Annotated in this window: 18 protein-coding genes; 8 read left to right on the forward strand and 10 right to left on the reverse strand. The window is 73.9% G+C overall.

Features of this window, described 5'->3' with window-relative positions:
* Positions 1-55: 55 nt before the first annotated feature.
* Positions 56-1,063 carry a hypothetical protein gene (locus tag P3T41_RS19655; RefSeq protein ID WP_280691262.1) on the forward strand — a complete coding sequence of 336 codons (1,008 nt, stop codon included), beginning with the start codon at positions 56-58 and terminating at the stop codon, positions 1,061-1,063.
* 251 nt (positions 1,064-1,314) lie between these two features.
* On the opposite strand, the gene P3T41_RS19660 is transcribed toward P3T41_RS19655, so the two are convergent.
* Positions 1,315-1,527 (reverse strand): DUF397 domain-containing protein, encoded by a 213-nt coding sequence (locus tag P3T41_RS19660; RefSeq protein ID WP_280691263.1) that lies wholly within the window; start codon positions 1,525-1,527, stop codon positions 1,315-1,317.
* Between the two features lie 221 nt (positions 1,528-1,748).
* On the reverse strand, positions 1,749-1,934 hold the full coding sequence (locus P3T41_RS19665; RefSeq protein ID WP_280691264.1) for a hypothetical protein: 186 nt from the start codon (positions 1,932-1,934) through the stop codon (positions 1,749-1,751).
* A gap of 176 nt (positions 1,935-2,110) precedes the next feature.
* Between P3T41_RS19665 and P3T41_RS19670 the strand changes: the two genes are divergently transcribed.
* Together P3T41_RS19670 and P3T41_RS19675 are read left to right on the forward strand one after the other, a co-directional pair.
* Entirely contained in the window at positions 2,111-2,836 is a 726-nt protein-coding gene (locus P3T41_RS19670) for a DUF5919 domain-containing protein (RefSeq protein ID WP_280691265.1), read from the forward strand.
* Between the two features lie 30 nt (positions 2,837-2,866).
* Entirely contained in the window at positions 2,867-3,637 is a 771-nt protein-coding gene (locus P3T41_RS19675) for a TrmH family RNA methyltransferase (RefSeq protein WP_280691266.1), read from the forward strand.
* Here the strand turns inward: P3T41_RS19675 and P3T41_RS19680 are convergent.
* The 4 genes from P3T41_RS19680 to P3T41_RS19695 all read right to left on the reverse strand — a co-directional run bounded on the left by P3T41_RS19680 (position 3,536) and on the right by P3T41_RS19695 (position 9,023).
* Positions 3,536-5,725 (reverse strand): FUSC family protein, encoded by a 2,190-nt coding sequence (locus P3T41_RS19680; protein ID WP_280691267.1) that lies wholly within the window; start codon positions 5,723-5,725, stop codon positions 3,536-3,538. The genes P3T41_RS19675 and P3T41_RS19680 overlap by 102 nt on opposite strands.
* Before the next feature lie 10 nt (positions 5,726-5,735).
* Positions 5,736-7,028, reverse strand: a complete 1,293-nt coding sequence (locus P3T41_RS19685) for an HTTM domain-containing protein (RefSeq protein WP_280691268.1) — start codon at positions 7,026-7,028, stop codon at positions 5,736-5,738.
* Positions 7,025-7,672: a DUF5819 family protein gene (locus tag P3T41_RS19690; protein WP_280691269.1), complete on the reverse strand. Its 648-nt coding sequence runs from the start codon at positions 7,670-7,672 to the stop codon at positions 7,025-7,027. Before P3T41_RS19690 ends, P3T41_RS19685 begins: the two co-directional genes overlap by 4 nt.
* Before the next feature lie 82 nt (positions 7,673-7,754).
* Positions 7,755-9,023, reverse strand: a complete 1,269-nt coding sequence (locus tag P3T41_RS19695; RefSeq protein WP_280691270.1) for a rhodanese-like domain-containing protein — start codon at positions 9,021-9,023, stop codon at positions 7,755-7,757.
* A 294-nt stretch (positions 9,024-9,317) separates the two neighbouring features.
* On the opposite strand from P3T41_RS19695, the gene P3T41_RS19700 reads away from it, so the two are divergent.
* The gene (locus tag P3T41_RS19700; RefSeq protein WP_280691271.1) at positions 9,318-12,104 is read left to right on the forward strand and encodes a SpoIIE family protein phosphatase; all 2,787 of its coding nucleotides are present in this window, start codon (positions 9,318-9,320) and stop codon (positions 12,102-12,104) included.
* 19 nt (positions 12,105-12,123) lie between these two features.
* Here P3T41_RS19700 and P3T41_RS19705 read toward each other — a convergent pair whose 3' ends face one another.
* Both P3T41_RS19705 and P3T41_RS19710 read right to left on the reverse strand, forming a co-directional pair.
* Positions 12,124-12,882 carry a hypothetical protein gene (locus P3T41_RS19705; protein ID WP_280691272.1) on the reverse strand — a complete coding sequence of 253 codons (759 nt, stop codon included), beginning with the start codon at positions 12,880-12,882 and terminating at the stop codon, positions 12,124-12,126.
* 230 nt (positions 12,883-13,112) lie between these two features.
* Positions 13,113-14,891: a phosphatidylglycerol lysyltransferase domain-containing protein gene (locus tag P3T41_RS19710; protein ID WP_280691334.1), complete on the reverse strand. Its 1,779-nt coding sequence runs from the start codon at positions 14,889-14,891 to the stop codon at positions 13,113-13,115.
* 235 nt (positions 14,892-15,126) lie between these two features.
* On the opposite strand from P3T41_RS19710, the gene P3T41_RS19715 reads away from it, so the two are divergent.
* From P3T41_RS19715 to P3T41_RS19725, 3 genes are all read left to right on the forward strand, one after another.
* Positions 15,127-15,789 carry a response regulator transcription factor gene (locus P3T41_RS19715; protein WP_280691273.1) on the forward strand — a complete coding sequence of 221 codons (663 nt, stop codon included), beginning with the start codon at positions 15,127-15,129 and terminating at the stop codon, positions 15,787-15,789.
* Positions 15,786-17,003 (forward strand): histidine kinase, encoded by a 1,218-nt coding sequence (locus P3T41_RS19720; RefSeq protein ID WP_280691274.1) that lies wholly within the window; start codon positions 15,786-15,788, stop codon positions 17,001-17,003. The genes P3T41_RS19715 and P3T41_RS19720 overlap by 4 nt, the downstream gene beginning before the upstream one ends.
* Before the next feature lie 204 nt (positions 17,004-17,207).
* Complete coding sequence (locus P3T41_RS19725; protein WP_280691275.1) at positions 17,208-17,453, forward strand: chaplin; 246 nt, start codon at positions 17,208-17,210, stop codon at positions 17,451-17,453.
* 29 nt (positions 17,454-17,482) lie between these two features.
* Here P3T41_RS19725 and P3T41_RS19730 read toward each other — a convergent pair whose 3' ends face one another.
* Complete coding sequence (locus tag P3T41_RS19730; protein WP_280691276.1) at positions 17,483-18,310, reverse strand: hypothetical protein; 828 nt, start codon at positions 18,308-18,310, stop codon at positions 17,483-17,485.
* Between the two features lie 126 nt (positions 18,311-18,436).
* Between P3T41_RS19730 and P3T41_RS19735 the strand changes: the two genes are divergently transcribed.
* Entirely contained in the window at positions 18,437-19,657 is a 1,221-nt protein-coding gene (locus P3T41_RS19735; RefSeq protein WP_280691277.1) for an MFS transporter, read from the forward strand.
* Here P3T41_RS19735 and P3T41_RS19740 read toward each other — a convergent pair.
* Entirely contained in the window at positions 19,629-20,366 is a 738-nt protein-coding gene (locus P3T41_RS19740; protein ID WP_280691278.1) for an alpha/beta fold hydrolase, read from the reverse strand. The two genes, P3T41_RS19735 and P3T41_RS19740, sit on opposite strands and share 29 nt — an antisense overlap.
* Between the last annotated feature and the right edge of the window lie 41 nt (positions 20,367-20,407).

The following is a 20,407-nucleotide window of genomic DNA, read 5'->3' on the forward strand; positions in this document are numbered from 1 at the left end:
GGTCCCGCCGCGTAGTCCTCGGACAGCTTGGCGGCTGGTGGGGAAGGTCATTCGCATGAGCACGTATTACCCGCAGAACACCGCTCATCTCCGCTTGGTGGAGCAGCAGCTGCCGCACGCGGTCGCGCTGCGCGAACTGCCCCCGTCGGCCGGCGCCGAGCGGCGGCCCGCTACCAGCGAGTTCGCAGCCACCTTGCACAGCGCGATCGAGGCCAGCGGGCTGAGCCTGGACCGGATCCGCACCGAGCTCGACCGACAGGGCGTCAGAGTCAGTGTGACCACCCTGAGTTACTGGCGACGCGGTCGCAGCCAGCCCGAACGGGCCTCCTCGGTCCGGGCCGTGGCGCTGCTGGAACAGCTGCTCGGACTGCCCAGGACCGCGCTGTCCGGCCTGCTGGGCCCGCCCCGCCCGCGCGGGCGCTGGGTCACCGGCGGCCCCCAGGACTGCCTGCCGGTGGCCACCATCTGGCCGGAGGAGCAGCGGATCGCCGAAGTCTTCGCGGAACTCGACGCGCCGCCGACCGGCGAGCTGGAACGACTCAGCGTGCACGACGCCTGCTACCTGGACGCCAACCGCTTCGGCAGCCTGCTGAGGACCCGTCAGGTGGTGCGGGCCACCACCGCCGGCGTCTCCCGCTGCCTGGTGGTGCACCAGGCGGACGAGGACGCCGTCGGCTGCCCCGAACTCACCTCGGTCCGGCACGCCCGGCTCGGCCGGGTCCGCCGCTGCCCCGAGATCGGCCTGCTGGTCGCCGAGTTGCTGCTGGACCGCCCGCTCGGCCTCGGCGACTGCGCCGTCTTCGAGTACGAGGTGGAGCTGCCACCGGGCGGCCCGACCACCGTCTACGGCCGCCGCTTCGCGACGCCGGTGCGCGAGTACGTGCTCCAGGTGCACTTCGACCCCACCGCCGTGCCGGCCCACTGCGAACGCTACGAACGCGACCCGGGCGCACTGCAGGACCGGGTGCGCGAACGGCTCTGGATCGGCGCCTCGGCCAGCGCCCACGTGCTGGCCACCGACCAGCAGCCGGGGCAGCGCGGCATCCGCTGGGAGTGGGAGTAGGCCGCTGTCCAGCGCTTTGCGCAGAAAGCAGAACGCCTCACGCGGACGTGGACTGTCCGCCGCACCCACCGGGCGGGCCGTCCGGCCGGTGCCTTCGAGGCCGGTAAGGACGGCCCTGTGGCGTGTACCGGTACGGCTCCGGCACGTCCGGGTAGGCGGTGACCCACTCGTTGCAGCTGAAGCAGAAGCCCTGAGCTGCTTCCGGATCGACCATGATGGGCCGCTCACACAGCGGACAGTCCACGACTCTCCTACACGCTCAGGTCGTACTCTCCGGCCTTCACGGCGGCGACGAAGTCCGTCCACGCCGCCGGGGTCATGGTGACGATCTCACGTGGCCGGTCGCTGTCGCGGAGCGCGACCACGCCGGGGACGTTCACAGCCACCTCCGGGCACGACTTGCGCACCGTGTTCTGGCAGGCCGCCGTCTTGACGAACTCGAACTCAACCGGGTTGACGGTCACAGGTGTTTCCCTTCTCATCGATTCCTGTCGGACCCGCGCCACGCCCTGCCTCTCGCCAGGCCCAGCACGGGCGTCCCGGTCCGGGCAGACGGCCGCTGCACAGGTGCAGGGCGGCCAGCTGAGCGGGTGCGATCCGGCTGGGGCAGGAAGCATCTCCGGCGTCGGCACAAGAGCCCTCGCGGGACTCGCCTCGGGAGACTCGCTCCAGCCGGCATTGCCAGTCATTCGGCAAGCCCCCGGTCCGGGCACTTCTCCCCGCCGCACTCGCACAGCGGCCAGTCCTTCGGCACACCACCGAGGCCGGCCGCCCGCAACGGGTCGTAGTCGGCGAGGATCGCCGCCATCTCGGCCCTGCTCACGGTCGTCCGCTGCCGCCCCACGCCGCGCGGCTCCTTCGCCGTCGTCATGCCGCCCACGCTCCCTGCCTCTGGTAGAGGCTCATCTGAAGCCTCAGGACAAGCATCGGCATCCGGTCGGGCGGTCTCACCCCCATAGTCGGGACAGCGCGGCTCGCTCGGCGCTACCGTCCAAGAAGGCCCAAACGTCCAAGGGGAGAGACTTGAACGCAGCGCTTCGGGACGCTATGGCCGACGCCAATATGAGGGTCAGAGACCTGGCCACCCGCGTCGGTGTCACTCCCAAGACTGTGGAACGCTGGCTGGCTGACGCCACATTGGTCCCACACCAGCGCAACCGCACCGACGTCTGCACCGCACTAGGGGTTGATGAACGGATGATCTGGCCGAACTCAGTTCGGGCGAACCTCAAGACGGGTCACGACCGGGAAGTGTTCGCCGTCTACCCGTACCGCTCGGCCTGTCCCACGTCCGTCTGGTCCCAGCTGATCGATGACGCCACGTCAGAGATCTTCCTCGCCGGCTACACCAACTACTTCGTGTGGCTGGAACAACCGGCCCTGCACCAGAGACTGCGCCGCAAGGCGGAGGCCGGTTGCCGAGTGCGCTTCCTCCTCGGAGATCCGCAGTCGGCGACGACCCGCCAGCGCGAGGAGATCGAGAACGTGGCGCTCACCGTCTCCACCCGTATCCGGATCACCCTGGAGAACCTGGCCAAGCTCGCCGGAACGAGCGGTATCGAGGCCCGCTTCAGCGCGCCGGAGGACGGCCCCAACCACGTCAGCCTGTCGGTCTTCCGCTTCGATCACACCGCACTGGTGACCCCCCACCTGGCTCGCCTCGTCGGCCACGACTCCCCCATGATGCAGCTGCGCCGCTGTCAGGACGGAGGCATGTTCGACCGGTTCGCCGAGCATGCCGAAGAACTCTGGGAGCGGGGCACCCCGGCCTGAAGCGCCGGTTGGTCATGCGACAGTGCTCGTATGACCAACCACGATGCCCCGGACCTCGCGCTGCGCCAGTGGCGGGCGGCGGCCGCGGATCCGTCCACCGTGCTGATCGACGGGTTCCACGCGCTCAAGCACACCCTGCGGTTCGGCGGCGAGCTGCGGCAGATCGTCACCACCGACCGGTCGGCGCTCGGCGAGCTGAGCCGCGCCCTCGCGCCCGACGTGGCGAAGGCAGTGCTCGCCGCGGCCGTCGAGGTCTCGCCGGCGGTGCTGCGCGAGGTGGTCGCCCGGCCGCACCCGACCGGGGTGGCCGCGCTGGCGGTGCGGCCCGATCCCGAGCTGGCGCTGGCCCGGCTGAGCGCGCTGCCGCGGCGGGCGCCCGTGGTGGTGCTGGACAACCCGCGCAACCTCGGCAACGTGGGCGCGGTGGTGCGGCTGGCGGCCGGCTTCGGGGTCACCGGCGTGGTCACCACCGGCGATCTGGACCCCTGGCACCCCACCGTGGTGCGGGCCGGCGCCGGGCTGCACTTCGCCACCGACGTGGCCCGGCTGCCGGCCGACCGGCTGCCGCCGGGCCCGCTCTACGTGCTGGACCCCGAGGGCGAGTCCATCCACAGCACCCGGCTGCCCGACCATGCGCTGCTGGTCTTCGGCTCCGAACGGCACGGGGTGAGCGAGGAGTTGCGCTCGCGCGCCGATGCCCTACTGGCGATCCCGATGCGCCCGCTGGTCTCCAGCTTCAACCTGGCCACCTCGGTCGGCATGGGCCTCTTCCACTGGCAGGCCCACACCGCCACCCGCTGACGGCGCGGGGCGGATCGCCCGCTCCAGCTCGTCGAGCGCCTGGAGCAGCAACCGGGAGCCGGCGCGCAGCACGTCCAGTTGCCCCGGCTGCCGGTCCAGTTCCCGTGCCCAGGCCCGCCGAGCCGCCCGCAGCGGCCCGAAGTCGGCCGCCGTCCCGGTCAGCACCGCCGCCCCGGCCGCCGCGGTCGCGCGCGCCAGTTCCTGCCCGAACTCGGCGGCTCCCGGCACCGGTTCGGCCTGCCGGCCGGGCAGGTGGGCCTCCATCAGCAGCACCACCCGGGAGAGGAGGCCGAGCGCCTCGCGGGCTCGCCCCAGCTGCCCGAGGCTCAGCTGCGGTGAGTGCACCCGGTGCCGCACCGGCTCGGCCGCCGCCCGCTCCCGCGCCAGCAGGAAGGCCGCCCGCGCCTCCCTGGCGTCCAGCAGCGCCCGCCGCACCGCCCGCGGGTCGCGCCCGGCCGGGTCGCCGTAGCCGGCCAGCACGGCGGCGGCGTACCGGCCCACGGCGGTGATCCACTCGGCGGTCCGCTCGGGCAGCCGCGCGGTCTCCCAGGTCGGGAAGAGCGCGTAGCCGAGCAGCGCCACCCCGCCGCCCAGCAGGGTCATCAGGATCCGCTCCCGGGCGGTCTCCAGCGGCGCTCCGGGCTCCATCCCGAGCAGGAAGACCACGTAGGCGGAGACGCAGGTGGTCATCAGCGCGTAGCCGGTGCGCAGGGTCAGGTAGGCGCCCGCGATGCAGACCACGGCGAGCGCGCAGGCCGCCCAGTTCCCCGGATGCAGCAGCTCCACCACCCCGGTGGCCAGCAGCACGCCGACCAGGGTGCCCACCACCCGGGCCACACCCCGGCTGTAGGTCTGCCCGAAGTCGGGACGGATCACCATCGCGGCGGTCATCGCCGCCCAGTAGCTGTGGTGCAGGCCGGTCAGCCGGGCCAGCAAGTAGGCGGCGGTGACCACGCCGGACAGCCGCAGCGCGTGCCGCAACACCGGCGAGCCGGCCCGCAGTTGGTGGCGGACGGTCCGCACGGCCACCGGCACCATCTTGGCCAGGCCGGGCCGCAGCAGCGCGCCGCCGGAGCCGGCGATCGGCGTCTGCAGGGTGGACTCGGTGTTCTGGTCGAGGGTGCCGAAGGCCCGGTCGAGCAGCGTGGTGAGCCGGCGGGCGGCGCGCAGCGCGGGGCCGCTCAGCACCGGGTGGAGCGGGGCGGCCAGCGCGGTGGTGACGGCGCCCGGATAGCTGGGCGGGTCGCCGGTGCGGATCGCCCGGGCCAGCACGTCCAGCAGTTGGGCGGCGCCGCCCAGCAACTCCCTGACCCGGTCCCGCTCGGGGCCCTCGGCGGCCGCGCCGAGCTGCGGGTCGGAGATCGCGGCCAGGGTGGGGCGGATCCGCTCGGCCAGCCCGCGCAGCCCGCGCAGTTCCGGCGGGCGGCGGCGCTGCTGCCAGGGCGTCAGGGCCGCGGCGTGCCGGGCGGTCATCAGCGGGCCGGGGTCGATGGCGGCGTGCGGGTCCTGCCGCAGCCGGCGGGCGTAGTCGGCCAGCGAGGCGTACGCGTCGGCCAGCGCGTCCCGCTGGGCGCCCCAGTTCTTGATCGGCCAGAGCGTGATCAGCAACGCCTGGACCCCGCCGCCGAGCGCGCAGAGCAGCGCGTGCGCCACGGCGGTCGGCACGCTGACGGGCAGTTGGACCACCACCAGCATCACGGTCAGCGTGTTGGTGGCCACCACCCCGGCGGTCGGGCCGAGCGCCCAGGCCAGGCCCGCCGCGAACGCCCAGGCGGCGAGCAGCACCGGGAAGAGCCCGGTCACCGAGACCGCCAGGTAACCGAGGAACGTGCTGACGCCCAGGCCGAGACCCGCGGCCAGCGCCAGCGAGGGGCGTGGCCGGAAGCTGCGCTGGAAGGTCGCGGTGCCGGCGATGAAGGCGCCCATCGCGGCCGAGGTGGCCGGGCGCGGCCCGCCGATCGCGAGCACCGGGAAGACCACCAGCGCCACTGCCAGCGCCCCGCGCACCGCCCGGACCGGATCGCTCAACGCCCGTTCCAGGCGCAGGCCCGCGCGCCCGGTGTGGCGAAGGGCGGTGAGCCAGGGCATACCGGACAGTCTAGGTGGCCACCGGCCGCCGCCCGGCGGCGCCGAGGACCGAACGGACCCGCCCGCCCAGCCACAGCAGCGCGCCGGTCGGCAGGAAGACGGCGTCGGCCGCGACCATCGCCAGCGAGAAGATCGGCAGGCCGAGCAGCACCGCGATCGCCAGGTGCTCGGTGATCATCACCGCCAGCAGCACGTTCTTCACCCGCCGGTTGACCAGCGTGAAGGGGAAGGCGACCTGCACCAGCACGGTGCCGTAGGAGCAGACGAAGACCAGCACCGCGCTGCCACCGAGCAGCGCGGACAGGCCCGGCCACGGCGTGAAGTAGTCCAGGTGCAACGGGTAGTAGAGGGCGCTGCCGTCCTGCCAGCGCGAGCCCTGCACCTTGTACCAGCCGGCCGTCGAGTAGACCAGCACCACCTGCGCGGCGATCACCACCATCGCGCAGTGGTGCAGCATGGTGGCCAGTGCGTCCAGCACGGCCCGCGGCTCCCCGCCGGGCCAGCGGCGCCCGACCAGCCACCAGAGCGCCGCGAACGCCCAGAGCGTCCAGAACAGCACCGACCAGCCGAGGTAGGGCCAGCCGTCGCCGCGCCAGGTCAGGTGTCCGGTCAGCTGAGCCGCCGTCAGCAGCGCACCGCCGAGCACCCAGAGCAGCACCCCGACCGCGTCACCGCCGCCGCCCCTGGCGCGCCGCCGGGCGTCCAGCGACCAGACCTCGGCGCAGCGGGTGAAGACCAGGTAGATCGCCATCAGGTGGACGATGTTGTCGCCGCCGTCGCCGACCAGGATGTTCCGGTTCTGCACCGAGACCACGGCCACCAGGAAGAAGACCGAGCTGAACCTGGTCCGCCAGCCGAGCAGCAACAGCACCCCGGCCAGGATCGCCAGCAGGTAGCAGCCCTCGAACCACCAGCCCTCGTCGCGCCAGACCAGCACGGTGAAGGCGTGGGTGTCGCCCAGCAGGTCGCGGACCAGCCCCGGGCTCCACGGCGAGCGGTCGCCGTACAGCACCCGGCGATGGGGCCACTCGCGCAGCAGGTGCAGGGTGAAGACCAGGGCGAAGCCGATCCGCACCACGGCCGCCTGATGCCGGGCCAGCGGGCGGGCCGAGAAGGCGGTGCAGCCGGCCGACACGGCGTCCCGCAGCTGCGCGCCCAGCCGCGGGCGAAGCGGCGGGGGAGACGGGGGAGCGACGGCGGGCGCCGGGGCCACCGCAGTCGGGTCCGCCGGGGCCGGCTGGCCGCCCTGGCGCGGGATCCCGGCCAGCAGCCCCTCGGTCCCGGTCTCCGGCTGCCCGGTCATGACAGACCGCCGTAGTCCGCCGTGCTCACCGGCCACCAGGGGAGTTGCCGGTACTGCGGCGCGGTGGACCACTGCTGGGTGCTCCACGGTGGCGGCGCCACCGCCGTGGTGGCCGAGCGCAGTTCGATCCCGGTGACCGGGGCGCCGTCCAGACTCCGGCCGAGCCGCTGCAGCGCGATCCGCTTGAGGTACTCCTGGGCCAGCCCGCCGCGCTGCCCGACCGGATTCTCGTCCGAGGTGTGGCTGCCGTCGTAGAAGTCCCAGGCCCGGCGCAGCAGGTTCTGGTCGACGTGGCTGGGGATCGGGTTGCCGCGGATCGCCGCGATGTCCTGGGCCGTCAGGTCGACCCAGGCACCGTCCCCGGCGGCGCTGCGCAGCCGGGCCTCGACGCTGATGTTCTGCTGCAGCGGGTCGGGCGCGAAGAGCTTCCAGTTCTGCTCGAACTCGGGGTAGACCAGCCCGTCGACCTGGCTCTGGTACCGCTGCGAGAGCGAGTTGGGCGGCGCCACGCTCAGGAAGACCAGGCCGAGGAAGACGGCCGTGCCGAGCACCAGCGCCGCACCGCCGCCCACCAGCACCGCCAGCGCGGGCCGCGACCAGGCGCGTTCGGCGGCCGGCTCGCCCGGCTCGTCAGCGTCGGTCATCCGGCCCCATTCCTTCCCTGCCAGGGCCTTTCCCTGCCAGGGCCCTCCCTGCCCAGGGCCTCTCCCTACCAGGGCCAGCACCCTAGAGCACGTAGGCGTCTTTCCCCGAGCTGCTCACCATCGGGCGGCCAGCCTGGGCCCAGGCGAACATGCCACCGTCCACGTTGAAGGCCTCCCGCTCCTGCTGGCCGACGAGGTACTGCACCACCTGGGCGGAGCGGCCGCCGACCCGGCAGACCACGTACAGCGGGACGTCGGCCGGCAACTCGCCGGTGCGGGCGACGAACTCGCCGATCGGGATGTGCAGCGCGCCCTCGGCGTGCCCCGCGTCCCACTCGTCCTGCTCGCGCACGTCCACCAGGACCGCGTCGGCGGGCAGGCTCTGGACCTGGACGGTGGGGATCTGCTGGAACATGCGCGGGCTCTCCTGCACGGGTGTCGGCGGTACGGACGTCGGTGGTACGGACGTCGGTGTCGGTGCCCCATTGTCCACCGGATCGGCCGGCAACCGGCCCAGTTCGGCCTGCAGGGCGGCGGCCTTGGCCAGCAGTTGCTCGGCCAACTCGGCCAGCAGCTGGTCCGGGTCGCCCGGGGCCAGCGCCAGCAGCGAGCCCATCGCGGTGGACTCCAGGCGGACCTGCTCGGTGGCCAGCTCGGCGATCCGCGCGGAGAGCCAGTCCAGCCGCTGCAGCAGCCAGGCGCCGCGGTCGGGGGCGGCGAAGTCGGGGGCGGACTCCGGGGCGGTGGACCACTCCTGGGTCAGCGACTCCAGCGCCGCCGCGTCACCGCGCGCGTAGGCCTCGTTGGCCCGGGCGATGAAGGCGGAGCGCCGCTGCTGCTCGGCCGGGTCGGTGGACAGGTCGGGGTGAGCCCGCCGGGCCAGCTCGCGGTAGAGCCGCTGGGCCTCCTTGCCGGGACGCACCCGCCGCGGCTGCTCGAGCTGCTCGTCGGCGGCAGTCCCGTCCGTCCCGTCCGTCCCGCCCGCCGCGGCCTCGGCGGCCCGCTGCTCGGCCTGCCGCACGCTGTCGAAGAGCGTGTCCAGGTCCGGCAGTTCGTCCACCAGCCGGCGCGCGTCCACCGCCCGGCGCAGGTCCTCGGGGCTGCCGGTGCGCGCGGCCACGGCCTCGGCGACCAGCGCCTCCAGCTCGTCGATCCGGGCGTAGAGCGGGCCCAGGCGCTCGTGGTGGATCAGCGCGAAGTTGTCGATCTCGACCCGCAGGGTCTCGACGTCGACCTCCAGCGTCAGCCAGGCCAACTCGGTGGCCGCGACCCGCTCCTCCAGCCGCTGCCGCTCCGGGTCCGCCCAGCGGACGGGACTCACCGCGGTCACCTGCTCGCCTCGCTCTGCCATCGTGTCCCGTCGTTCCCGTCGTCGTGCCACGCCGCCCTACCGCACCGCCGTACCGGCGGACGGGCCGCGTCGAGCCTACCCGGGCCGGGGAGCGGGACCGGGAGGGCCGCAGGGGCGGCGAGATCCGGCCAACGAAGTCATGGACAGGGCGTGCGACAGGGCGCACGCTGGGTGACACGCAACTGATACCGAGGAATCTGGCGGTTTCGGTACCGGCTCGGGGCCGGTCCGTGCTTCGCTGGAGGCGGCAACAGGCCCAGCAGCGGCCGGACAGGCGGGAGCGACACGAATCCCATGGCGGACGACCCGAACTCCACAGCGGACACCCCGGCGAACCAGCCCCGCGCCCTGGGCTCGGTCGCCGCGCCGCCGCCGCTCGTCGATCCGGAGCCCGCCGACCAACCGGCGGGCGTGGTGGCGATGGTGCGGCTGGCAGCCGTGCTGGTCGATCCGGACGGCCGGATCGCGCTGTGGAACCGCGGCGCCGAGGAGCTCTTCGGCCACCGCACCGAGACGGTCCAGGGCCGCACCGCCGGCGGCCTGCTGCCCGCCGTGGAGCCGCGCTCGCTGACCCGGGCACCGCTGGCGGCCGGGCGCCGCTGCGATGCCTTCGACACCCTGGACGACCTGACCCGGGCCGGCGCCTGGGCCGGCCTGATGCCGGTCACCGATCGCGAGGAGCGCTCCCGCTCGGTGCTCTGGTGGGTCTACCCGCTGCTCGAAGCGGACGGCCGGAGCCTGCTGGCGCTGGCCGCCGACGCCCGCCCGCTGCGGGCTCGCGGCCCGCGGATCGCGATCGGCCGCCGGCTGCTGCCCTACGCGGCGGCCGAGACCAACTGCTGGGGCGCCGCCCGCCCGGACGCCCAGGGGAGCTTCCACCGGATCTCGGCCGCGCTGGGTGGCACCGTCCCCGGCTCGGCCAGCCCGCTCGCACCGCTGCTGCCCAGGATCGGCCCGGTCCGGCTGCGCGCGATGCTGCGCCAGGTCGCCACCGCCGGCGCGCCCGCGCTCTGGGTGGACGACGGCACCAGGCTGCCGGTCGTCCCCTACGAGCCGCTCTCCGCAGGCGTGGCCCAACTCGCGGCCGGGCTCGGTCGCCGCTACCCCACCGCCCAGCAGCGCTCCGCCGCGGCCGCCGGGCAGCTGGGCCTGCGGGTGGTCCCGGAACCGCGCCCCGAACCCCGGGCCGCCGCCGAGCCCCGCCTCGACCCGGCCGCCCCGGCCCTACCGGCGCAGCATCGCCCGCAACCGGGCGCCGGCGCCCCGAGCCCCGCACCGACCCCGGGAGCCCCCCTGACGACCGATCAGCAACCCGCCGCCACCGCCCAGCCGCCCGCCACCATGCTGCCCCTGCCGGCGACCGGCGAGCGGACCAGGCCCCCGGCCGACCAGCTGGCCCCGCTGCTGACCGACGGTCAGGCCGGCGAGCAGCTGACCCTGCTGAACGAGGTCGGCGGCAAGGTCGGCACCACGCTCGACCTGGACACCACCGCCCGCGAGCTGTGCCAGGTGCTGGTCCCCCGGGTGGCCGACTTCGCCTGCGTCGACCTGCTGGACCGGCTGATCTCGGACGCCGAGCTGCCCGAGGAGGCGCCGGACGACGACACCATGCTGCGCCGGGTGGCCCGCAGCTACCACGAGTCGGCCGGCACCTGGTCGCACGTGCTGGAGGAGGGCGCGCTGCTGGCGATGCCCCGCAGCACCCCGCCCGGCATGGCGCTGCAGCGCAACCAGGCGGTGCTGGTCCCGGTGGTCGGCGAGGACCTGGCGGTGGACTACGCGGCGGCGCTCGGCGGCGGGCCGAGCCTGGTGCCGGTGGTCTCCGGGCGCTCGATGCTGGTGCTGCCGCTCTCCGCGCGCGGCACCGTGCTCGGCATCCTCAAACTGCTGCGGCTGCCCGACCGCGCCCCCTTCGACGAGGCCGACGCCGCCACCCTGCGCGAGCTGGCCGCCCGGGCCGCGCTGTCGCTGGACAACGCCCGGCTGCACCGGGCCGAGTCCAAGATGGCCACCACCCTGCAGCGCTCGATGATCCCGACCCGCCCGCCGCAGATCCCCGGCGTCCAGATCGCGCACCGCTACCTGCCGGGCGACCGGCGCGCCGAGGTCGGCGGCGACTGGTTCGACGCGATCCAGCTGCCCGGCAGCCGGGTGGCCCTGGTGGTCGGCGACGTGATGGGCCACGGCCTGCACTCGGCCGCCGCGATGGGCCGCTTCCGCACCGCGATGCAGACCCTGGCCGCGCTCGACCTGCCGCCGGGCCAGCTGCTGCGCCACCTGGACAACCTGGCCCAGAAGATCGGCGACGACCATCTGGCGACCTGCCTCTACGCGGTCTACGACCCGATCAACCGCACCTGCGAGCTGGCCAGCGCCGGCCACGTGCCACCGGTCCTGGTGCATCCGGACGGCACCGGCGAACTGCTGGAGATCCCGGCCGGCGCGCCGATCGGGGTGGGCGGGGTGCCGTTCGTGGCCAAGAAGATCGACGTGGTCGACGGCTCGATGCTGGTGATGTGCACCGACGGGCTGGTCGAGGTGCGCGGCGGTGACATAGGAGAGGGCCTGGCGGCGCTCTGCGGGAACCTGATCGATCCCAAGCAGACGCCCGACGAGGCCTGCGACACGGTGCTCGACCGGCTGCACTCGGACGACCGCAAGGACGACGTGGCGCTGCTGGTTGCGCGATTCGACGGCGTGGCCGAGACCGAGGTGGCCACCTGGACCCTCGCGGTGGACAGGGCCGAGGTGCGCCGGGCCCGCCGGCTGGTCCGCGACCAGCTGGCGGCCTGGCAGCTGAGCGCGCTCAGCGACACCACCGAGCTGCTGGTCAGCGAGCTGGTCACGAACGCGGTCCGGGTGGCCAGGGACTACGTCCAGCTGCAGCTGATCCGGGTGGACAAGCTGCTGGTGGAGGTCAGCGACGACAACCACAACCTGCCGTCGCTGGAGCCCGCCGAGTCGATGGACGAGAACGGTCGCGGCCTCAACCTGGTCAGCAAGCTCGCCGAGCGCTGGGGGACCGCCCGCAAGGCGGTCGGCAAGGTGGTCTGGTTCGAGCAGCCGCTGCCGCGCGGCTGAACCGGACCACCCAGCCGGGTCACGCCGTGCGCTGGCGGTCCGCGCTGAACAGGGTGGCCGCACCGACCCCGGTGAGCACCCGCGGCCAGTAGCTGCCGAAGACCTCGCCGGAGGCCGCGATCAGCACGGCGGTGATGATCGCCACGATGTGCTCCTGGCCGGCCAGGTTCGGCACCAGCACGGCCTCGCCGAGCATGGCCGCCATGACCGCGGCGCCGGTGAACCAGGCCCTGGACTTCCAGGCGATGCAGATCGCCAGCGCCACCACGGCCGCCGAGGGACCGGTGTCCCGCATGTGCGCGACCGCGCCGGGAAGGCCGAACAGGTGCTCGGGGCCGAGCCGCACGCCGATCCGCGCGTAGATCGTGCCGGTCAGCGTGCAGGCGTAGGCGATGAAGAGCGTCGCCTTGCGGCCCAGCACGATCTCGGCGATCCCGAAGACCAGCAGGACCTGCACGAGCGCCCCCCAGACCGGCAGGTCCAGGGCCGGCACGTAGAGCGACAACGGGGTGCGCAGCAGCGATACGTCGAGCGGCAGCCCGGCTTTGATCACGCCGATCCGGGTGACGAACGACTCTCCCCCCGGCAGGTGCTGAACAATGCTGAACAGGAGGATCAGGAACGTCGCGACGACCGCCAACGGAATGGACGCGAAGCGCTTGCGCGCCACGTGCTCCCGGACGGTGCCGAACAATGTTCCCCACTCGGCGACGACGGCCCGGCGCAACAGCGCCCCCCGCCCTTGTCGCGCGCCCCCCGTGTGGGTCCTCTGGTCCACGACTGCCTCTCTCGTCGATTTCCCCGCTATGTCAAGCCTAGATAAGTGGAACATCTCCCGCTTCGGTCTTCATACCCATATTCGACTCATCCTCAGGTGGGATATCGCACGTGTTGATCTCAGGGCCGACCCCGAGGCCCACCCCGAGAACAGCACCATCGGCTATATCCCGCCCTGAAGAACGCTCGGTCGACAGCGCGTTCGGGTTCCCTCCGCCCCCCGGCGGAGGGTTACCCCTTCCCGCCGCCTTCCGCCGTGGGCAACGTCGGGGCCGCACCGGAGGCGGCGGACCGGGTGTGCCGGCGACGGAAGAGCGAGGGGAGGCTCGGTGCGGTGATGAAGCCCTCGGCGCGGGCGCTGGCGATCCCGATCCGGGGGATCTCGCTGCTCTTCTCGAAGAGCAGGTAGCGCGGCTCCCAGATCGGCCGGTACTTGGCGTTGGCCCGGTACAGCGACTCGATCTGCCACCAGCGGGAGAAGAAGCCCAGCACCGCGCGCCACAGTCGCAGCACCGGCCCGGCGCCCAGCCGCGAGCCGCGCTCGAAGACCGAGCGGAACATCGCGAAGTTCAGCGAGACCCGCTTGAGGCGCAGTTCGCCCGCGCCCTTCTCCAGCAGTTCGATCACCATGAACTCGATCAGGCCGTTCTCGGTCTCCCGGTCCCGGCGCATCAGGTCGAGCGAGAGTCCGTTCGAGCCCCAGGGCACGAAGCTCAGCACCGCCCGCGGCTCGCCCTGGCCGTCGTGGCACTCCAGCATCACGCAGCGCCCGTCGGCCGGGTCGCCGAGCCGGCCCAGCGCCATCGAGAATCCGCGCTCGGTCTGCCCGTCGCGCCAGCGGTCGGCCTTCTCCAGCAGTTCGGCCATCTCGGCCTCGGGGATGTCCTCGTGCCGGCGGATCCGGACCGTGTAGCCGGCCCGCTTGATCCGGTTGTAGGCCTGCCGGACCCCGCGCATCGCCCGGCCGTCCAGCGAGAACTCGTCCAGCTCGACGATCGCCTCGTCGCCCAGCTCCAGAGCGTCCAGGCCGTGCCGGGCGTAGATCACCCCGGCCTCCTCGGAGGCACCCATCACGGCCGGGGCCCAGGCGTGCTCGCGGGCCTCGGCCAGCCAGGCCTCGATCGCGCCCGGCCAGGCCTCCGGGTCGCCGATCGGGTCGCCGGAGGCCAGCGAGACCCCGCCGACCACCCGGTAGGTGACCGCCGCCTTGCCGGTCGGCGAGAAGACCACCGCCTTGTCCCGGCGCAGCGCGAAGTAGCCCAGCGAGTCCCGCTCGCCCTGCTTCTCCAGCAGCGCGCGCAGCTTCTGCTCGTCCTCAGGGGTGAGCAGTTCCTTGCCGCGCGGACTGCGGAACGCGACATAGAGCACCAGCAGGAAGAGCACCGCGCCCATCGCGTTGATGAAGGCGTTCAGCCAGTTCGGGACGTCGATCACGTCCAGCAGCCGGTCCGAGGGGGTGACCGTGATCATCCGGCCCACCGCGTAGCGGAACTCGTCGCCGAAGCTCGCGTCCGACAGCCGGTTGTAGAAACCGACCAGGATCGCCCCGACCAGCCCACCGAGCACCAGCCCGCCGACGAAGGTGGCCACCGCGGTCAGCGGGTTGGACCGGTCGCCCTTGGAGGTGAACTCCTTGCGGCCGACCAGCAGGAAGAGCACGAACAGGCCGGTCAGGATGGTGGAGAAGTAGTTGAAGCCGTGCTTGCTGTAGTGGTCGGCACCCGGCACCGCGATCGCGAGCAGGTAGAGCAGGAAGAAGAACCCGGCGAGCACGAAGTTGAAGATCCAGGCGGCCCGCTTGCGCCGCCGCATCGCCACCGCGAGGAAGATCGACAGCACCGCCGTGGCCAGGCCCGCGGTCATCAGGTACGGAGTGAAGTACTGGCCCTCGGAGTGGTGGCGCACCGTGTTGCGAAACGGAGTCAGGACCACCGCCACCACGTTGACCAGCGCGATCAGCCGCAGGTACCAGACCGTACCGGCCGCACCGATGGGCCGTAGCCGGGCCAGGAACCCGGACCGCGGCGCGGCCGCCGAGGACGGCTTGGTGGTGGTGGACACAGCTTCATTCCAAACGATCGGATCCGCAGGCGCATCCGCACTGCTGGTGGAGTGTCATCAATCGTGGCGCAGCCCGCGGCGGATCCGCGTGAACCGGTCAGCCGATTCCCACCCCGCCGTTCGGCGGGGGTGAGAACCGTCGGAAGCCCTAGGCTCGTCCCCGAGCGAGGAGTGAGGAGGGACCGTGACAGCGATCCGCGTGCTGATCGTGGACGACGAGCTGCTGGTCCGCTCGGGCCTGGGGATGATCGTCGGTTCCGCCCCGGACCTGGAGCTGGTCGGCGCCTGCAGCGGCGGCGAGGCCGAGGAGCAGGTGAAACGGCTGCGGCCGCATGTGGTGCTGCTCGACGTCCGGATGCCCGACCTGGACGGGATCTCGGTGCTGCGCCGGCTGCGGGCGCTGCCCGACCCGCCGGCCGTCTCGATGCTCACCACCTTCGACACCGACGAGTACATCGGCACCGCGCTGCGCGCCGGGGCGGCCGGGTTCCTGCTCAAGGACACCGCCCCGGACCAGCTGGTGCACGCGGTACGGATCCTGGCGGCCGGCGGCAGCATGCTCTCGCCCGCCGTGACCCGCACGGTGATCGGCGGCTACGTCGAGGGTGGCAGCCCCGACGCCGGCGCGCTCGCCCTGGTCCGCTCGCTGACCGGCCGCGAGCTGGACGTGCTGGCGCTGCTCGGTGAGGGGCTGGCGAACGCCGAGATCGCCGAGCGGCTGTTCCTCGGCACCGGGACGGTCAAGGACCACATCAGCGCGATCCTCGGCAAGCTCGGCGCGGCGAACCGGGTGCAGGCCGCCGTGATCGCACACCGCGCCGGCCTGGTCCGGCCCGCCGGATCGTGATCACGCTCGTCGGACGCCGACCGCTCTCCCCCGCCGCCCGCCGCCGCCTGGCCCTGCTGCTCCCGGTCGCCTACGCACTGCTGGAGAGCTGGTTGCTGGACCGGGACACGGTCTGGTGGAAGAACGCGCTGAACTGCGTGGCGGCGCTCGGCCTGCTGCTGCGCCTGCGCTGGCCGGCCGTCTCGATGGTGCTGGCGCTGCCCGGCACCTTCTTCACCGAGAGCTGGCTGGCCCCGATGACCGCGCTCTACTCGGTGGCCGCCGACCGGCGCCGGCTGCCGGTGCCGGTGCTCTGCGCGGCCGCCTTCGGGCTCTGCGACTACTTCACCTGGTCGGTCACCGGGCAGAACTCCGGGGTCGACCCGCTCGCGCTGACCCAGAGCAACGGCCTGGCCGTGATGCAGTCGGTGCTGCTGGGCACCGCCCCGGTGGCGCTCGGCATGCTGGCCCGCACCCGGCGGGAGCTGACCCTGCGCCTCGAGCAGCTCACCCTGGGGCAGCGCCGCGAGGCCCGGCTGCTGGCCGAACGGGTGCTGGCCACCGAGCGGGCCAGGCTGGCCCGGGAGATGCACGACGTGGTCTCGCACCAGGTCAGCCTGATCAGCGTGCAGGCCGGCGGGCTGCAGGTGTCCACCACCGACCCGGCCGCCGCGCGGACCGCGCAGACCATCCGCGAGCTGTCGGTGCGCACCCTGCAGGAACTGCGGCAGATGGTCGGGGTGCTGCGGGCCGCGGGCGGCGCGAGCCTGCCCGGTCCTGGCGGGCCGTCCGGCCCGCCGCAGGCCCCACAGCCCCGGCTGGCCGATCTGCCGCGGCTGGTCGAGGACAGCGGACTGGTCGCGGGCAACGGACTGCTGATGGACCACGGGCTGTGCGGCCGCGACGAGCTCGACCCGGACGGGCGCCAGTGGCCCGAGGCCGTCCAGCGGGCCGCCTACCGGACGGTCCAGGAGGCGCTGACCAACATCAGCAAGCACGCGCCCGGCTCCCAGGTGCGGATCACCGTCAGCGAGCGGGCCGGCCGGCTGCTGGTGGAGGTGCGCAACGGCCCGGCGCCCAGCCGCCCGGACCGGGGCGCACCGCTGCCCGGCGGCGGGCACGGGCTCGTCGGGCTGCGCGAGCGGGCCCAGCTGCTGGGCGGGCAGCTGACCGCCGAGCCGACGGCGGACCGGGGCTTCCTGGTCCGGGCCGTGCTGCCGGCCGGCGGCCGGTAGGGGGCGGCCGGTAGGGCCGGACGAGTGCGGTTATCAGCTCGGCTGCTGCGCCGAGCGGGTGACTACGGGTGACTTGCCGGTGGCGTAACCGTTTCCTGGCCAGTCGAAGCCGAAGAGTAGCGCGAGGGACACTTTCGGTCACCGACGATCAGGAGTGCTCCCCGTCTGCCCCTGTTCTATCCGGCAAGGAATGGAGACACCCCCATGAAGGACTTCCGCAGGGCCCTCGGCCTGGCCTGCGCCGCCGGTGCGCTGGTGCTGGCCGGCGCCGGCGTCGCTTCGGCCGACAACTCCGCGACCGCGACCGGTGTGGCGGTCGGCTCGCCCGGCATCCTGTCCGGCAACGTCATCCAGGTTCCGGTCAACATCCCGATCAACCTCTGTGGCAACAGCATCGACGTGATCGGCCTGCTGAACCCGGCCATCGGGAACACCTGCACCAACGGCTGACACAGCCCCGTCCCGGCCGGTCCCGCCAGCTAGGCGGGGCCGGCCGTCGGCGTTCCGGCACCGGCCGGCCGCAGCTGACGCAGCGTCCAGCCGCGCCCCGCCGGGTCCAGCTCGCGGGTCGCGGCGGTGAAGAGCTCGGCGGCCCGGCGGTAGGAGAGCCGCCCGCGCCCGGTCAGCGGGCAGCGGTCGGCGGCGGGGACGGACCCCGGCACCCGACGATCGGTCAGCAGCAGCGGCCCACCGGCCCGGCTGACCAGCAGCAGCGGCAGCAGCCGGGCGGCACCCGGGCCCCAGCGCAGATCGGCCGCCCGACCCCGGCCGCGCCGCCCCGAGACGTCGATGTCGTCGACGTCCAGTGCCAGCACCCGCTCGATCGCGGCCCCGGACTCGTGCACCAGATGCCAGCAGACCTGGTCGCGCAGCGGCGCGGGCAGCGCCAGCACCGCGGCGACCTGAGCCACCGTCAACGGCTCGGGGCCCGCCCCGGGCGCCACCACCGGCACCAGGCCGGCCGTCGGATCGGTGCGCAGCCAGCCCTGTGCCCGCCACCACCGGACGGCACCGCGCAGCGCCGACAGCTCCCGGTCCGCGGTGCGCCGGGCGGCACCGCCCTCGACGAGGTGCGCCCGCAGCCGGTCGGCAGCGTGCGGCTGGTCCAGCACCGCCAGCGGCAGCACCGGCGGCACCGCCCGCCGCCGCCCTGCCCCGCCGGGCGCCGGGCGGTCGGCCAACGCCCAGGCCCAGGTGACCAGCGCGATCCGGTAGATCCGACGGGATCCGGCACTCAACGGGGCGGCCGTCAGATAACGCTCGACGGCGACCGCGTATTCGACCGGTTCCCGCAGTAAATCACTCACCCTGTTCTCCCGGTTTCCGCAGTTCAGCGCGGATTTACTGCGCCATTCCCAGGCTACTCGGAAATTGACTCCCGATCACTCAATTACGCTTGCCTGACCGCTCTTCTGACGGGCACTCTGCTCTTCATGACGACCGCTCTCGACGGGCGCCGCGGACTCCTGCGCCCATTTCCCGAGGACCGTGAATTCCGCCGCTTCTTCCCCGGCTACGCCGTCTCCCTCTTCGGCTCCGCGATGGCGCCGATCGCGCTCGCCTTCGCGGTGCTGCGCACCGCCGGCGGCGCGGGCGCGCTCGGCCTGGTGCTGGCGGCCCGGGTCCTGCCGCTGGTGCTGGTCCTGCTGGCCGGCGGGGTGGCCGCCGACCGGCTGGGCAGCCGCCGGGTGATGCTCGCCGCCGACCTGCTGCGCTGCCTCTCCCAGGGCACCTTCGCGGTACTGCTGCTGACCGGCCGGCCGCCCCTGTGGGCGGTGCTCGCGCTGGTCGCCGTCGGCAGTGCGGGCGAGGCGGTGTTCAGCCCCGCGCTGAGCGCACTGATCCCCCGGCTCACCCCGGCCGACCAGCTCTCCGAGGCCAACACCCTGCTCACGCTGGCCCGGTCCACCGCCACCGTGGCCGGCCCCGCGCTGGCCGGGCTGCTCACCGCCGCCGCGGGGCCCGGCGCGGTACTGGCCCTGGACGCGGCCAGCTTCGCGGTCAGCGTGCTGGCGCTGGCCCGCCTGACGGTACGGGCACCGGTCGCTGCGCCGGGCCCGTCCCTGCTGGCCGACCTGCGCGTTGGCTGGAGCGAGTTCCGCTCCCGCAGCTGGCTCTGGACCACCTGCGGGCACTTCGGCCTCTTCAACCTCCTGGTCTGGGCGCCGTTCCTGGTGCTCGGCCCGGCCACCGCCGCGCAGCGGCTGGGCGGCGCGCGTTCCTGGGGCCTGGTGCTCGGCGCCTACGGCGCCGGCTCGGTGCTCGGCGCGCTCGCCCTGCTCGGCCGCCGCCCCAGGCGTCCGGTCCTGGTGGCCACCATCGCCACCGTCGGCTGGGCGGCGGCCCCGGCGGCCCTGGCGCTGGGCGCCGCGCTGCCCTGGGTCTGCGCGGGCGCGGCGGTCGGCGGAGTGGGCGAGGCGGTCAACGCGACCTTCTTCAGCACCGCCGAGCAGCGCCTGATCCCGCCCGAGGCGCGGGCCAGGGTGGCTTCCTACACCAGCCTGGGTGCCTTCGCGCTCGGCCCGCTCGGCCTGGCCGCCGCAGGCCCGGCGGCCGCGCTGCTGGGCAGCAGGACGGTCTTCGGTTTCGGCGCGCTCTGGCTGCTGGCGGCCACCGCAACCGTGCTCACCGTTCCTTCGGTACGCCGCAACTGACGCCCCGTCGGCCGCGTGGCAGCGCGATCCGCAGACCGGCCCGGTCCGAGCCGCGCACCGCGAAGGCCCGGGTCACCTCGTCCGGCGCCGGGCCGACGCCGAGCAGCGCGGCGCTCAGCCCGGCCGCCGCCAGGTGCCAGTCGCGCGAGCGGCGCAGCATCGCGTGGTCGGCCCCGGCCACCTCGAAACCGGCCACCCGGGCGCCGGCCGCCCTGGCCCGGGCCGCGAAGTCCCGGGTCTCGGCGGGGTCGGTGACCTTGTCGCGGTCCCCGTGCAGGGTCACCAGGGCGCGACCGGCCAGCTGCTCGGCCGCCTCCTGCGGCGGGCACCAGGGCGCCAGCGCCACGACCCCGGTGACCGCCGGGTGACCGGCGCAGCGCAGCGCGGCCCGCCCGCCCATCGAATGCCCCAGCAGCACCACCGGCACCGGCCCCAGCTCGGCCACCACCGCGTCCAACGCCTCGACGACATCGCGCGCCGGGTCCGCCCGCTCCGCGTTCCAGCCCCGATACCGGTAGCGCACCAGCCCCACCGCGACGTCGGCCCCCGCCGTGGCCCTGGCCAACGGTCCGACGAACCCGCGCATCCGCACCGCCGCCGGCTGCCACGGTCGGGCCGGCGCCGTACTGGCCACCTGACCGCCGTGCAGCACCAGCACCACCCCGCGCGCCCCCGCCGGCCCCACCCGCCACCGCACCGCTCGCACCACGCGCACCACTCCCGTCCAGCCCGAACCGATCGGTTCCGACC

The organism is Kitasatospora sp. GAS204B (genome assembly GCF_029892155.1).
In the GTDB taxonomy this organism is placed as follows: Bacteria; Actinomycetota; Actinomycetes; order Streptomycetales; family Streptomycetaceae; genus Kitasatospora.

What these genes read in the sequence shown, in the direction of transcription:
- P3T41_RS19680 (WP_280691267.1), bottom strand. Translation starts at nt 5,725, where the DNA reads ATGCCCTGGCTCACCGCCCTTCGCCACACCGGGCGCGCGGGCCTGCGC.
- P3T41_RS19725 (WP_280691275.1), top strand. Translation starts at nt 17,208, where the DNA reads ATGAAGGACTTCCGCAGGGCCCTCGGCCTGGCCTGCGCCGCCGGTGCG.
- P3T41_RS19665 (WP_280691264.1), bottom strand. Translation starts at nt 1,934, where the DNA reads ATGACGACGGCGAAGGAGCCGCGCGGCGTGGGGCGGCAGCGGACGACC.
- P3T41_RS19695 (WP_280691270.1), bottom strand. Translation starts at nt 9,023, where the DNA reads ATGGCAGAGCGAGGCGAGCAGGTGACCGCGGTGAGTCCCGTCCGCTGG.
- P3T41_RS19700 (WP_280691271.1), top strand. Translation starts at nt 9,318, where the DNA reads ATGGCGGACGACCCGAACTCCACAGCGGACACCCCGGCGAACCAGCCC.
- P3T41_RS19690 (WP_280691269.1), bottom strand. Translation starts at nt 7,672, where the DNA reads ATGACCGACGCTGACGAGCCGGGCGAGCCGGCCGCCGAACGCGCCTGG.
- P3T41_RS19655 (WP_280691262.1), top strand. Translation starts at nt 56, where the DNA reads ATGAGCACGTATTACCCGCAGAACACCGCTCATCTCCGCTTGGTGGAG.
- P3T41_RS19675 (WP_280691266.1), top strand. Translation starts at nt 2,867, where the DNA reads ATGACCAACCACGATGCCCCGGACCTCGCGCTGCGCCAGTGGCGGGCG.
- P3T41_RS19670 (WP_280691265.1), top strand. Translation starts at nt 2,111, where the DNA reads ATGGCCGACGCCAATATGAGGGTCAGAGACCTGGCCACCCGCGTCGGT.
- P3T41_RS19735 (WP_280691277.1), top strand. Translation starts at nt 18,437, where the DNA reads ATGACGACCGCTCTCGACGGGCGCCGCGGACTCCTGCGCCCATTTCCC.
- P3T41_RS19685 (WP_280691268.1), bottom strand. Translation starts at nt 7,028, where the DNA reads ATGACCGGGCAGCCGGAGACCGGGACCGAGGGGCTGCTGGCCGGGATC.